This window comes from Acetobacter sp. A11-2 (assembly GCF_040208445.1).
Taxonomy (GTDB): domain Bacteria; phylum Pseudomonadota; class Alphaproteobacteria; order Acetobacterales; family Acetobacteraceae; genus Acetobacter; species Acetobacter oryzoeni.
In genome coordinates, this window is the sequence record NZ_CP157843.1 from 483,141 (window position 1) to 496,423 (window position 13,283).

The 13,283-nt window shown below is 49.7% G+C and carries 10 protein-coding genes and 1 pseudogene; 6 read left to right on the forward strand and 5 right to left on the reverse strand.

Translation table 11 applies throughout. The features are described 5' to 3' along the window. Positions 1–8 precede the first annotated feature (8 nt). A complete protein-coding gene (locus tag ABNV41_RS02275; RefSeq protein WP_349934908.1) occupies positions 9–1,526 on the reverse strand; it encodes a hypothetical protein in 1,518 nt (505 codons plus the stop codon). A 938-nt stretch (positions 1,527–2,464) separates the two neighbouring features. Here ABNV41_RS02275 and ABNV41_RS14050 point away from each other — a divergent pair. The 4 genes and pseudogenes from ABNV41_RS14050 to tnpC all read left to right on the forward strand — a co-directional run. Then, positions 2,465–2,845 (forward strand): annotated as a pseudogene (locus ABNV41_RS14050) (hypothetical protein); the annotation flags it as partial. A 64-nt stretch (positions 2,846–2,909) separates the two neighbouring features. Next, positions 2,910–3,269 (forward strand): IS66-like element accessory protein TnpA, encoded by a 360-nt coding sequence (gene tnpA, locus ABNV41_RS02290; RefSeq protein ID WP_007400224.1) that lies wholly within the window; start codon positions 2,910–2,912, stop codon positions 3,267–3,269. After that, positions 3,266–3,613, forward strand: a complete 348-nt coding sequence (gene tnpB, locus ABNV41_RS02295; protein ID WP_010510701.1) for an IS66 family insertion sequence element accessory protein TnpB — start codon at positions 3,266–3,268, stop codon at positions 3,611–3,613. The genes tnpA and tnpB overlap by 4 nt, the downstream gene beginning before the upstream one ends. 63 nt (positions 3,614–3,676) lie before the next feature. Continuing rightward, positions 3,677–5,287, forward strand: coding sequence for an IS66 family transposase (gene tnpC, locus ABNV41_RS02300; RefSeq protein ID WP_349934886.1), 1,611 nt, complete (start codon positions 3,677–3,679; stop codon positions 5,285–5,287). Between the two features lie 119 nt (positions 5,288–5,406). Here tnpC and ABNV41_RS02305 read toward each other — a convergent pair whose 3' ends face one another. From ABNV41_RS02305 to groES, 3 genes are all read right to left on the reverse strand, one after another. After that, positions 5,407–6,723, reverse strand: coding sequence for a discoidin domain-containing protein (locus ABNV41_RS02305; RefSeq protein WP_349934909.1), 1,317 nt, complete (start codon positions 6,721–6,723; stop codon positions 5,407–5,409). A 264-nt stretch (positions 6,724–6,987) separates the two neighbouring features. Beyond that, entirely contained in the window at positions 6,988–8,628 is a 1,641-nt protein-coding gene (groL, locus tag ABNV41_RS02310; RefSeq protein WP_349934910.1) for a chaperonin GroEL, read from the reverse strand. A 54-nt stretch (positions 8,629–8,682) separates the two neighbouring features. Next, positions 8,683–8,976, reverse strand: a complete 294-nt coding sequence (groES, locus tag ABNV41_RS02315; protein ID WP_026019247.1) for a co-chaperone GroES — start codon at positions 8,974–8,976, stop codon at positions 8,683–8,685. Positions 8,977–9,186: 210 nt separating this feature from the next. On the opposite strand from groES, the gene ABNV41_RS02320 reads away from it, so the two are divergent. Beyond that, positions 9,187–9,855, forward strand: coding sequence for a dienelactone hydrolase family protein (locus ABNV41_RS02320; RefSeq protein ID WP_349934911.1), 669 nt, complete (start codon positions 9,187–9,189; stop codon positions 9,853–9,855). A 143-nt stretch (positions 9,856–9,998) separates the two neighbouring features. Beyond that, positions 9,999–10,202, forward strand: coding sequence for a cold-shock protein (locus ABNV41_RS02325; protein ID WP_003625755.1), 204 nt, complete (start codon positions 9,999–10,001; stop codon positions 10,200–10,202). An 18-nt stretch (positions 10,203–10,220) separates the two neighbouring features. Here ABNV41_RS02325 and ABNV41_RS02330 read toward each other — a convergent pair whose 3' ends face one another. Further along, complete coding sequence (locus ABNV41_RS02330) at positions 10,221–13,199, reverse strand: ATP-dependent DNA helicase (RefSeq protein ID WP_349934912.1); 2,979 nt, start codon at positions 13,197–13,199, stop codon at positions 10,221–10,223. Between the last annotated feature and the right edge of the window lie 84 nt (positions 13,200–13,283).

Below are 13,283 nucleotides of genomic sequence, written 5' to 3' on the forward strand. Positions count from 1 at the left end.
TGGATTAATTATGGAAGGTTCATAGAAGATAGTAATTTCCATCCCTGTTTTGTGTATAAAGCTACTGATTTATCATCAGTACTATAAATTTCCATACCTTCTTGAGGTGATGGAAATGATTTGATTTGTTTTCGTGTCATAAGTGGCAATTGAATAGGAGATGAAGAAATTATCATGCCATTGTTTCTAATTTTTAATACGGTAATTCCATCCACTTTATAAGAGAGGGATTTTTCTTTGCTGTCATAACCTAGAAGATGTAGATTATTTCCCGAAAGAGTTCCATCCGAACTCATATCAATATACATATCTGGTGACATACGTGCAAAAACATGTGTGATATTATCCACAAAAGAGGCACGACTCATGTCGATAACGGCATTATAGATTTGGGAGCCGCTTTCGTACATTAATGTACCAACTCTTGTATCTGTAGGTCCCCCTACGCCGATTACAGATCCAACATCAAAGTGGTATTTCCCTAAAGAGTTCCAAGTAATGCTACCATCTTGGACGCGTGATTTTCCATCAAAAGGCCAATCAGGTTGTGCTGCGCCAGTTTCTCCCCCATTACGGTCAGAATCATACATCCATAATTTATTGTCGTGGTCAGTAACTGTAATAATATGGTGCATTGCAAAATGCTTATGTGGCTGCCATTTGTCACCTTTTATAAAATCATTCAAACCAATCCACATAATTTCGCGAGCATGCACATTGGGGTTGTAAGTAGATTCGGGTTGCTCTGGGCCTATACCACTCATATCATATTCAATATTAGTTTTTGTTCCACGTTTTACACCATCGGCTAAAAAGTCAGGATGTCCAAAATTGATACTGGAAAAATCTAACATTTCATCAATCTGATTCCATCCCCAACTATTGCCGTATGCTCTATATTTATTAAAATTCCCGACAATCTGTGATCCGAAGCCTGATTGGGAGTTGTCAAAAGTAAATTCAGAAACATTATTTGCAAAACCGGAGAAATTATTAGTTAAAATTAAATTGTGATCTATATTTCGAATGCCTGAGCTATAGCTTGTTCCGCCTTCATTGGGTGTATCAGCAACAAGATTAAATTCAGCCATTACTCTGTTTGCATTGATATTAGTCTGATCAGTGTCTACTCGAGATATAACAAACCCTTTACTATCCCACGAATCATGGCTGAGAGAGGTAAGGCCATTCGCATAGTAAGGAACCCGAATGCCTTCTCGCATGGGAGACCATACGTAAAACGGCCAATTTCGAATCCCACCATCAACATTAGCAAACCAATTGCCAAATTGAGCGCCAGGTAGTCTAAAATTATTGGCTCCTGGCCATATCCCTGATGGAATATGAAGCGTTAATTGATTTTTATTCTGAGATACACTAGAGCGCATAAGTTGTTCGTCAGAATATTGCCCATTCATTTGAGCGCCATTATTTTGAATATCAATAAAACATTTAGAGACACGAGGAGATTGGGCATATGCTTTCTGGATTATAAAAACAATCAAAAACAATGATAATTTTTTCATTATATTTTATCCTGTTATTTTATTTTAAATTTTATAATATCTAATTTTTTCCAGTACACGTCAAGCATTTGTGACGGGTTTTAAGTTAGAGTTTTCATGAGTAGATTGTTTGGTTAGCCTTGGTTGCCATGTGAGATTTTTCTTATATTGTAGAGGTGGCAGAAGAAGGTGAAACAGGCATTTTCAGGGACGAGACATGGGCGATCTGGAAACATCTGATTGAGGCGGTTCGCCCAAAGGGCAAGGCCTCCCTCATAATTTGTAACTTATGATATCAGGGATTTTCATGGCGTCATGAGAGTGGTGCAAAATGGCGGAATATTCCTGCTGAACTAGGGCCTGTTAAGGCTTGCTTCAGTCTGCTGCGGCAGCGATGTGGATGACCGCAAGGAATGACGTTGCTGTTTTTTCGTATCTGGTTGTGACAGCGCGCCACTCCTTGGGATAAGTTCAGAGATTCTCAACGAGATACTGGCACCGATAGGCCCATTTTGGGCGGATGACCGGCCCATCGTATCGTTTCGTAGGAATGGCGGGAAGGCTCTCGAGCATGACTGCAGAGGCAGTTTATGAGCCTGGCCGGGAGTTCAGCGCAAAACTGAAGGCTTGTCCATCTTCCACAGCGATCACATAGACTGTTGTGCCGTAGCCACCGCGAGAGCGGCCAAGTACTTCACGATTGTCTCGCTCTTTGAAAGAGGCCCTTTTTTGGGGTTCCCGCCGCTCCTGATGTTCGTAATGTCCAGAAAAGTCATACCAAGTGCTACTCCGTGGTATTCCTGAACCAGTTCGGCGGGGATACTCCGCCATTTCGCACCATTCTCATGACGCCATGAAAATCGCTGCTATCATGCGCCGCAGATCATGGGGAGTCTTGCCCTTTGGGCGAACCGCCTCAATCAGATGTTTTCAGATCGCCCCTGTCTCGTCCGTAAAGCTCCCAGATCGCCAATGCAATCCGTGGTTTTGCAGCAGAATTCGGCATCACCGCAGCAACAGGTATGTACAGAATTGAACCGCTCCTAGACAGGATGACATCAGATGAGACTTTGCCACCGCTGGCGAGGGAGCTATTTCGCAATACACAGTGAAGAGTATGCGCCGATCCGGGAAGAGATCAAACGGATCGATTTGCACCAGAAGACGTGGCATACGGCGGTAGTTCAGCATGTGCAGCAGTCAAAAGCCAAGAATGTCTCACCGTGCTTCTCGGTTTGATTAACCGCAAAAAGCCGAAGCTGGTTGCTGTCGTCCTCGCAAACAAGATAGCGCGTATCGCCTGGAAGGTAACCGGCCGTTTGAGGCCGCCTTATGATTGAGGATTGTGACTGGTAATTTACCGTCGTTAACGACGTCGTTATTGACGTCATTTGAGAGGTAAGAATGACCCAGGAAATCCTGATTGGCGTTGAACGCCGCCGCCGCTGGTCGGATGAACGGAAGCTGGCGATACTGGCTGAAGTTGGTGTGGATGGAGCAAGTGTATCGGATGTGGCACGTCGACATGACCTGACCCGCCAACATCTTTACCAATGGCGGACGTCATTCCGTCAAAGACTATCTTCCCCAGATCAGTCTGTGGCGTTTGTTCCTGTTGCTTCAGTGACGACACCTGCTGTGGCATCTGGCGGTGATCCTGACGAACTGGCCATAGTGCTGCGCAATGGCCGTAGTATCAGGGTGACGGGACATCCTGCCGAAGATCTTCTGGCCCGGGTCATCCGGATTGCGGAGACGGCATGATTGGCGTGGGCAACGGCGTGCGTGTCTATCTGGCCTGCGGGGTGACCGATATGCGCAAGGGCATATCGGGTCTGGCAGCACTGGCACAGGACGTGCTGCGTCAGAACCCGACATCAGGGGCGCTCTTTGCCTTTCGTGGTCGCCGTGGGGACAGGATCAAGCTTCTGATGTGGGACGGTCAGGGGTTCTGTCTTTATTACAAGGTGCTTGAGAAGGGACGTTTTCCATGGCCGTCTCCGGCAGAGGGCGTTGCACGCCTGACGACAGCACAGATGGCCATGCTGTGGGAAGGCATGGAGTGGAGACGCCCTTCCTGGTCTGCACCACCGTCTCGCGTGGCCTGATTTTTATGGCGTGAGAGTGCAGAACATTTTGAATTTTCTTAGGTTTTCTGCTATTTTTTCATAATGACGTCTGCACCTGCGGTCCTGCCTGATGATCCGGATACCCTGAGGGAAATGATTGTTTCCCTGCAGACCGAAGTGGCTCGGCTTTCTGCGTCAGCCCGTGCGTATGAAGCTCTTGTCCAGTCTCTCAAAATCCGGATCGCACGTCTTCAGAAACAGAAATTCGGGGCCAGTTCAGAAAAGATAGACCGTGAGATTGAACAACTCGAACTGCTCCTTGAAGATGTAAAAATCGCCATCGCGGCAGCCGATCCTTCTCCTGATATCAGGGAGCATGATGTCAGCGATGATGCAGTCTCTCCCCCACGGCAGCGTGGCAAACCAAAGGTTTCTGACACGACACCACGGGAGCGTATTGTTCTCGACCCAGGTGAGGCCTGTCCTGCCTGTGGCGGTCCCCTGCGTCTTGTAGGCGAAGATGTCACCGAAATACTGGACTTTATTGCGGCAAAACTGAAAGTTGTCGAAACGGCACGGCTGAAGAAATCCTGCCGTCACTGCGAAACACTGGTGCAGCCTGAAGCACCGTCGCGCCCTGTCCCACGGGGGATGGCTGGCACCGGGCTTTTAGCCCATATCCTGGTCTCGAAATTCGATGACCACATTCCGCTTTATCGTCAGAATGAGATCTTTGCCCGTCAGGGTGTGGACATTCCCCGTTCAACCCTGATCGACTGGTGTGGTCAGGCCGTTGCCGTTCTGCGTCCTCTGACAGATCTGATCCGTCAGGATGTCGTAAAGGCAGACCTGCTACATGCTGATGATACACCCATCCAGGTTCTTGACCCCCGTCTGCGTCAGGCTGGCAAACCCCGGGGCGTGAAGGAAGGGCGGATCTGGAGCTATCTGCGCGATCCCCGCCCATGGGGAGGGAGTGATCCGCCCGCCGTGGCCTACTGGTTCTCTCCCGATCGCAAGGGGATCAATCCCCAGACCCATCTGGCACAGTTCCGGGGCATTCTGCAGGCTGACGCCTACGCCGGGTTCAGGGATCTGTATAAACCAGACGCAACAGGAACCGTGCACGTGCGCGAAGCAGCCTGCTGGGCTCATCTCCGCCGGGCCTTCCATGATGTCTGGAAGGGCAGTGATTCGACAATCGCAAGGGAAGCACTTGAACAGATCGGAGAGCTCTACGATATCGAGCGCCAGATCACCGGACACCCGGCCCCGTATCGTCTGGCTGTCCGACAGGAACAAAGCCGCCCCCGTGTCACAGCATTCCACGCATGGTGCGAAACACAGCTTGCCCGTATCCCAGGCAAGGGGGAACTGGCAAAAGCAATCCGTTATGCGCTCAACCGGTGGACGGCCTTTACCCTGTTCCTCGAAGATGGTCGTGTCGCCATCGACAACAATCCTGCCGAACGCGCCATACGGCCCGTATGCGTGGGGCGAAAAAATTATCTCTTTGCCGGATCCGACACCGGGGGCGACAACATCGCTGATGCCATGACGCTTATCGAAAGCGCAAAACTCTCCCGGCTTAATCCGCACGATTACCTCGCCGACGTCCTGGCCCGTATCAACGAGCACAAGATCAACCGGCTCCACGAACTGTTGCCATGGAACTGGAAACCCGTGAATACACTGCACAGGCAGGCCGCATAATCAAGGCGGCCCAGAGCGGCCGGTTACTCTTCTTCCATCCCTATAATATGAGAAGAATTTCAAGATCTAACAGGTTCAGATATATCAAGGTTAAAAAGAAAATAATTATACTAATGTTATTATTTTTCTGTGCTAGTAACTACAATAGTATCTAAATGCAGAATTCCTATAGAAAGTAGAGATATTTTTATATATCTAGCGTTAGATTCAATAACTATCTTTTTATTCCAAAGTAAAGAATCATCCTTTTTTACGTAAAGAGATGTCCAGTCATTCATGTTAGAACTTATACTTACATCTAAATTTATACTTCTAAAACCACCTAAGTCTGGTCGGTCAAAAATATAAAGATTAGATATATGACGTTCTCTTTCTAAATCTAATAGCCACCATGGATTAAGTTCCATATCTGTATGCATAGAAAAATGGTATCGTGGAAGTAAATTTAGAACTCTATTTGCTTCAAATTCTGAAAATGAATATTCAGAACATGAACTTTGATATGCTTTGCATCCGTACGAGATGATATTTTCATTTATATAAGGAAAAACTTTTGGGCCGATATTTTCTACATATTTTTCATAGATTTTTATTTTATCTGATTCTGTATTGTCTCTCATGTAATATGATTTTATGTATACATTACTGTCAGAAATATGTGATATTTTATCCATCAATTTGTTATCAATTTTTGATTGTGTTTCAAATGTAAGTTTAACAAATTTATCAAAATCACAAATGGGATGGATGAATGTATCTTTTAGATCTATATACTTAGTATAATTTTCCAGAATTGGTTCATTCCAGTTATAGTTATCAAGATTTCCACAAAAATAGGATAAATTTCTATAATTTAAATTACTTAATTTACATTCTGTGGCCATAACAGCTTCTCCAATTGGCCAAAATTCTAAATTATGTTTCTTTCGAAAAATAGCTTGCTGCAAGCGTCGAGCATAAATATTTACAATAGCTCTTCGTGAAAAAAATCCAATACAAAAAAGGGATTTTTCTATTTCCACATTATAATATGGTTGCGCACTAGATGCATGTATCCAGTTGGAATCTTTTATTTCATTTCCGATCACATCTATATTTTCATTTTTCATAGTCGCGATAATATTGTCAAGATTATGATATACACCGACATCATATTCAGAAAATACGTAAAAATCGTAATCAGGTTTTAGTAGAAAAGATACGATGCCACCGTAATCTCCATTATACCAAAATCCACCATGGTTCACTAATCCAACGCGTTCAATGTCTGATTGAGTAATTGATATTACATTAGATAAATGGGTAGGGGCACGGGAAAATGTTTCATCATAAAGGATGTAAAGATCCCCGTTTTGAACAGATTCTTTCATGCGCTCATATTGTGTTTCTATAATACTATCCCATTTATGAGTTTTAAAAAAAACGGCATATTTCATGTAACTCTCCACAGTGGAAAATAATTTTACGATTGACCTATTTAGTTACATATATTCAAAAATTCGAGTGTATGCAAAAAGGGTCTCCAAAATTTTGTTTCATATCTAAGTTTTATAGATAATTAAAGAAAAATACTTTGTATGTATGAGCCATAAATTAAATGAAATTTGAGAGCATTCAATTGAAATATTTCAAAAGAAAGGGGAGTAACACGAAGCTATTCCCCTTATTCTTTTATACCAAAAATAATCTTTGCTGGAAAATTAGAAGTCCATTCCGCCCATGCCACCCATGTCAGGGCCACCAGCCGGAGCAGCTTTCTTTTCCGGGCGTTCTGCAACCATGGCTTCCGTGGTGATCAGCAGGCCAGCAACAGAAGCTGCATCCTGCAGAGCCGTGCGGACAACCTTGGCCGGATCGATAATGCCGGCTTCAACAAGGTTCTTGTATTCGCCAGCCTGAGCGTCGAACCCGTAGTTGTAGTCGTTGTTTTCCAGCACCTTGTTCGCGATCACGGCACCGTCTTCACCAGCGTTGTGGGCGATCTGGCGCAGAGGAGCCTGCAGGGCGCGGCGGATGATGTCACCACCAACGCGCTGGTCATCGTTGTGGTAGTGCAGGCCTTCCAGCTTCAGCGTAGCGCGGGCCAGAGCCGTGCCACCACCCGGAACAATGCCTTCTTCAACAGCAGCACGGGTTGCGTGCAGGGCGTCGTCAACGCGGTCCTTGCGTTCTTTCACTTCCACTTCGGTGGAACCACCAACGCGGATCACGGCAATACCGCCAGCCAGTTTGGCCAGACGTTCCTGCAGCTTTTCGCGGTCGTAGTCGGAAGAGGTTTCTTCGATCTGTGCACGGATCTGCTTGACGCGACCCTTGATGTCATCGGCTTTGCCAGCACCATCAACAATGGTGGTGTTTTCCTTGTCGATGTGCACTTTCTTGGCGGTGCCAAGCATGTTCAGGGTAACGGTTTCTAGCTTGATGCCCAGATCTTCGCTGATGACCTGACCGCCCGTAAGGATGGCAATGTCTTCCAGCATGGCCTTGCGGCGATCACCAAAACCCGGGGCCTTGACAGCAGCAATTTTCAGGCCACCGCGCAGCTTGTTGACAACTAGGGTTGCCAGAGCTTCACCGTCAACGTCTTCTGCAATGATCAGCAGCGGACGGCCGGACTGAACAACGGATTCCAGCAGCGGCAGCATGGGCTGCAGGGAAGACAGCTTCTTTTCATGGATCAGGATGTAGGGATTTTCCAGATCCGCTGTCATCTTTTCCGGGTTCGTCACGAAGTACGGAGAGATGTAGCCGCGGTCAAACTGCATGCCTTCAACAACATCCAGTTCTGTCTGGAAGTGCTTGGCTTCTTCAACCGTGATCACGCCTTCGGAGCCAACTTTCTGCATGGCTTCGGAAATCATCTGACCGATTTCAGATTCACCGTTTGCAGAAATCGTACCAACCTGAGCGGTTTCCGCCGGGGTGGTCACTTTCTTAGCGTTCTTCTTCAGCTCTTCGATAACAACGCTAACAGCTTTGTCGATCCCGCGCTTCAGATCCATCGGGTTCATGCCGGCGGCAACAGCCTTGTGGCCTTCACGCACGATAGCCTGAGCCAGAACCGTAGCCGTGGTGGTGCCGTCACCAGCCACATCGTTGGTTTTGGATGCCACTTCACGTAGCATCTGGGCGCCCATGTTTTCGAACTTGTCAGCCAGTTCGATTTCCTTGGCAACGGAAACACCGTCCTTGGTGATGCGCGGGGCACCAAAGCTCTTGTCCAGCACCACGTTGCGGCCTTTGGGGCCCAGCGTCACTTTTACAGCGTCAGCCAGAATATCCACACCGCGCAGCATACGCTGGCGTGCGTCTGCACCAAACTTTACGTCCTTGGCAGCCATTGAATTTCTCCTGTGAAGATCGTTCTGAAATTAAAAATGCGGATCAGCGCAAAATCAGGCGGTTACCACGCCCATGATGTCGCTTTCCTTCATGATCAGCAGCTCTTCGCCGTCGATCTTCACTTCCGTGCCGGACCATTTGCCGAACAGGACGCGGTCACCGGCCTTAACATCAAGCGCCACAATCTGGCCCTGTTCATTCCGCGCACCCGGACCAACAGCAACCACTTCGCCTTCCATAGGCTTTTCCTGAGCTGTGTCAGGAATAATGATCCCGCCAGCGGTCTTCTGTTCGCCTTCAAGGCGACGGACAACTACCCGGTCGTGTAAGGGACGAAACTTCGTCATTATGGATCGCTCCACATTCATTTTTGGGATGGCGCCCTTAACAGAAAGCAGCCCCATCCGCTTTGTCGCGCGTAACATAACGCCGCGTTACGTTAGCACTCCCACCCCGGGAGTGCCAGAAAAGGAGATAGGTCTGCCCAAAGGCAGAGTCAAGGAATGTGGATAAAGTTTCTTTTTGCTGTAACCTGAGAGCGCATAGGAGGTGCTCATATGGGTCATATCACAACACTTCAGGCTGAGGACGGGCATGAGTTTTCCGCATGGGAAACCGAAGGCAGCCATCATCCTTACACACTTGTGGTGCTTCAGGAAATTTTTGGTGTGAACCACCATATCCGGCAGGTGTGCGAAAACTTTGCCAAGGCAGGATTCCACGTAATTGCGCCAGCCTTGTTTGACCGCGTGCAGCGTGGGGTGGAACTGGATTATTCCGCAGAAGGTGTGAAAGAGGGCCTGGCATTGCGGGCGCAGATCCCGCTTGCCAAAACATTGCTGGATATTCAGGCCGCCGCCTCAGTGCTCAAGCCTCGTAAAGTCGGCATTATCGGTTATTGCTGGGGTGGTACACTGGCTTGGGAAGCCGCATGTAGAACAGATGATTTTGCGGCTGCTGTTGGCTGGTATGGGGGTGGTATTGCCGCCAGCCGGAACGAGACTCCGTGCTGCCCGGTACAGCTCCATTTTGGTGAACAGGATGCAAGTATCCCGCATACCGATATTGCAGCTATTCGGCAGGCGCATCCGGAAGTTGAACTTTACGTGTACGATGATGCAGGGCACGGATTTGGTTGTCCGGAAAGAAGCTCTTTTAATGCCAAAGCTTATCAGGAAGCGCAGGAACGCAGCATTGATTTCCTGAAAAGCAACATGAATCCCTAGGCCTATTTCCCTGTCCCGGCTGTGGTCGGTTAGCGAATTATGATTGACAATTGCGGCTGGTCATGGGGGGATGAGGTATATCCTGAACCGCACACGGTGTGCAGCAGGACAAAACGTTGAGAAGAACAAGGACTATCCCGCTCATGCCGACCGGTACAGTAAAATGGTTTAACGCCACCAAGGGTTATGGCTTTATTGCCCCAGATGATGGCGGTAAAGATGTGTTCGTGCATATTACCGCAGTACAGGCAGCGGGTTTGCGTGGCCTGAATGACGGACAGAAAGTTTCTTTCGATCTGGTTGAAGAACGCGGCAAGCAGGCTGCAACCAATCTGAAAGTAGATTGATTTTTCAGGCAGGGCCGATCAGTTTTGATCGGCCCTTTCTGTATCTGCCAAAAAGGCTGCAAGTTCTCGTGCAGTGTCTGCTAACCCAAGGCGGCGAACTTCCACCCCTTCGGGAAAAGCACTGAGCAAGCGGGTAGGGGTGCGCCTGTCTAACAAGACAAAGACCCCGCGATCAGACTGACGGCGAATAAGCCGACCAAAGGCTTGGCGTAACCGCAGGCGTGCAATCCGTTCATCAAAAGATTTCGGGTCACCTCCAGAAAGGTGAATCCGGCGTTCACGATGCAGAATGTCTGGCCGGGGCCACGGCACACGTTCAAATGCCACCAACCGTAGCGCATTTCCGGGTACATCCACGCCATCGCGCATGGCATCCGTGCCTAGCAGGCAGGCGTGTTCTTCTGTCCGAAAAATATCGACCAGCGTATTGTTGTCCATCGCATCTACATGCTGGGCGTAAAGCGGCAGACCGTTTTCTTCCAGTGTAGGCGCAATACGATCGTACACACCGCGCAAGCGGGAAATGGCCGTAAACAGCCCCAAGCCCCCACCGCCAGATGCTAAGAAAAGCGTGCGGAATGCGGCTGCCAGATCAACAATACTGCTGTTGTCTATGTCCGTTACAATATAGGCGCGCGTCTGGCGGGCATAATCAAACGGGCTGGCCAGACTGGCACGCAGAGGAGGTGAGGGAAAGTGATTAGCCCCGGTGCGTGCCTCGGCGGCTTCCCATGCCTGTTCTGCGTTATCGCTATCTGGTTCGTTCGTTTGTTGGTCACGCAAGGTGGCAGATGTAATCAACATACCCTGTGCAGGTATGGCCATGATGCCAGCAAACGGAATGGTGGGGTCTAGCCAATGGCGATAAAGGCCCACATCCTGCTCTCCCATGCGCTGTTTTTCGCGCCGCTCAACCCGGATGAAGTGCACGTGGGACGGTGTGGTATCGGGCTCAGGGGGTGTGTCCAGTGCGCTCAGCATGGCAATCCACGCATCCAGCCGAGAGATAGCCCTGCGGCGTAAGGCGCGCGTCATGGCCTCTATGCGCCCGCGAGTTGTAGAATCCAGTGTTTCGGCATCTTCTTCCAAGCGCGCGTGCAGGCGCTCCGCCAAGGTGCGCAAAGGTTCAACAAGACGTGTTAAGGCGCGGGCCAAAAGATGCCCGGCTTCTGCCAAGTCTGGCACCAAAGGGTGCAGATCACATTCAAGGGCAGCATAAACGTGCTGTTTTCCGCCTTCCTGTGTTCTGGCAAGAGCCTGCTGCCGCAGGAGCCGTAGAAAAATTTCTGTAGGATTTTCCAAAACCGGCTGAGGAGCTTCTGGTTCAAGTGGAAACAGCCCGATATCTTCTGGGGGTTCTGGCGGCGGTGGTTCATCCGCCTGCTCTTGCCCTAATCGTGAAGACCATCCGGGAGCAGGAAGGGCGGTTGCTGCCATAAGCGCCGCTTCCAAGGGTGTTTCCAGTTTAGGATGGCCAACAACCAGATCATCCAAACGGCGCTTTAAGCCGCGCGCGCGGGAACGCCTACCTTCTGCCCCCAGCAGCCAACGCCGTAGCTCGGCGGCCTCCAGCCCTGAAAGTTCGGCAGAAAAGGCGCTATCTGCGGCATCGGCCAGATGATGGCCTTCATCAAATACATAGCGGGAGGGAGCAGAGGGATCATCCGTTTCATCTGCATCATCACTCATACCTGCCTGTGCGTAGGCAGCCTGCGCCATAACAAGAGCATGGTTGGCAATAACCAGATCAGCTTCACGCGCGCGGCGGATAGAATGTTCAACAAAGCAATTCTGATAATGGGCACACGCGCCGTGAATACACTCACCGCGCCTGTCTGCCACGCCTATCAGATTCCCTTGGCCGAACAGATCACCAAACCAGCCGGGCAGGTCTCCGCCAAACAGATCTCCATCTGCAGTGGCTAAGCCCCAGCGGGCCAGCATGATAAGGGCGATGGTAATACCAGCCGGGCGAGAGGCCGCAGTGTTAACGGCTTCTTCCATGTTCAGCAGGCACAAATAATTTTCCCGCCCCTTGCGCAGCACAACGCGTTGCCGGTGTGTGGCCTGATCTGGGTAGAGCCTACGGGTTTCCTGCTCAATTTGCCGTTGTAGATGGCGCGTATAGGTGCTGATCCAAACCGCCCCCTTGTTACGTTCTGCCCAAAGGCTGGCGGGAGCAATGTAGCCTAAGGTTTTGCCAGTTCCTGTGCCAGCCTCTGCCAGCACAATGGCGGGGTCTCCACGCACATTGCGTGGCTCAAACGCTCCTGTAGCAACTGATGCAAAGTCGGCTTGTCCGGCGCGGATTTCGGCATCCTCGCCCAGCATTTTGGTAAGCTGCTCGCGTGCCTCTACGGGGGAAATGGGGTGAGACGCAGGCGGAGGGGGAAGAGGTGTCTCCTCCCATTTTGGCGAAAAACGCCAGATACGCAGAGCATCCCCTGGCTGAAGCATTGTCTCGGGTAATCTGCCTTGCGGGGTGAGTTTGTCATGCAGCCCCAAGGTTTCGGCAACTGTACCGCTCCAAATCCATCCCGCTTGGCCCAACCTTACAGTGAGAGCAGCAAGATGTTCTGCTGTTGCGCCGTTGTTCTGGCGTGCCAGATTGGTAAGGAGAAGAGAAAGAAGGCGAGGCAGAAGATCAGCCTCCGCCGCGCCTATGTCCTCATCCTGCATGCCCAAGGCCAGTGCCAAACCGCGTGGGGTAGGGGCCACAGGTGTGGCAGGGTGCACAAAGGCAAACAGTTCTAGCAGATCCAGCCACGGTGCAGGTTGCCCCGGAGGCGGCAAATCTAACCGCCGCGCCAATGCTGGCGCGTGAATAACAAGCGGGCTAGGCATGTTTTGCAGGTTTTGCCTAACATCCTGCGCAGACAAATGGAGAACCTCTCCATCTTCCGTAAGAAGGGAATAGGCTCCCTTATATGCAACCAGTGCTGGGGCATCGTAAGCGGAGGGGAAGGATGTCTGCATGATAAATACTAGATGATCCATTCCAGCGCGGAATGCCAGAGCTAGAAATCAAAAAGCAACATATGAAGAACAAAAAAGCCCACCTCACTTTAATGAGGCAGGCTT

Bases quoted from the DNA above. Each gene is read 5' to 3' on its own strand.
- ABNV41_RS02275 (WP_349934908.1), bottom strand. From the start codon at position 1,526: ATGAAAAAATTATCATTGTTTTTGATTGTTTTTATAATCCAGAAAGCA.
- tnpA (WP_007400224.1), top strand. From the start codon at position 2,910: ATGACCCAGGAAATCCTGATTGGCGTTGAACGCCGCCGCCGCTGGTCG.
- tnpB (WP_010510701.1), top strand. From the start codon at position 3,266: ATGATTGGCGTGGGCAACGGCGTGCGTGTCTATCTGGCCTGCGGGGTG.
- tnpC (WP_349934886.1), top strand. From the start codon at position 3,677: ATGACGTCTGCACCTGCGGTCCTGCCTGATGATCCGGATACCCTGAGG.
- ABNV41_RS02305 (WP_349934909.1), bottom strand. From the start codon at position 6,723: ATGAAATATGCCGTTTTTTTTAAAACTCATAAATGGGATAGTATTATA.
- groL (WP_349934910.1), bottom strand. From the start codon at position 8,628: ATGGCTGCCAAGGACGTAAAGTTTGGTGCAGACGCACGCCAGCGTATG.
- groES (WP_026019247.1), bottom strand. From the start codon at position 8,976: ATGACGAAGTTTCGTCCCTTACACGACCGGGTAGTTGTCCGTCGCCTT.
- ABNV41_RS02320 (WP_349934911.1), top strand. From the start codon at position 9,187: ATGGGTCATATCACAACACTTCAGGCTGAGGACGGGCATGAGTTTTCC.
- ABNV41_RS02325 (WP_003625755.1), top strand. From the start codon at position 9,999: ATGCCGACCGGTACAGTAAAATGGTTTAACGCCACCAAGGGTTATGGC.
- ABNV41_RS02330 (WP_349934912.1), bottom strand. From the start codon at position 13,199: ATGGATCATCTAGTATTTATCATGCAGACATCCTTCCCCTCCGCTTAC.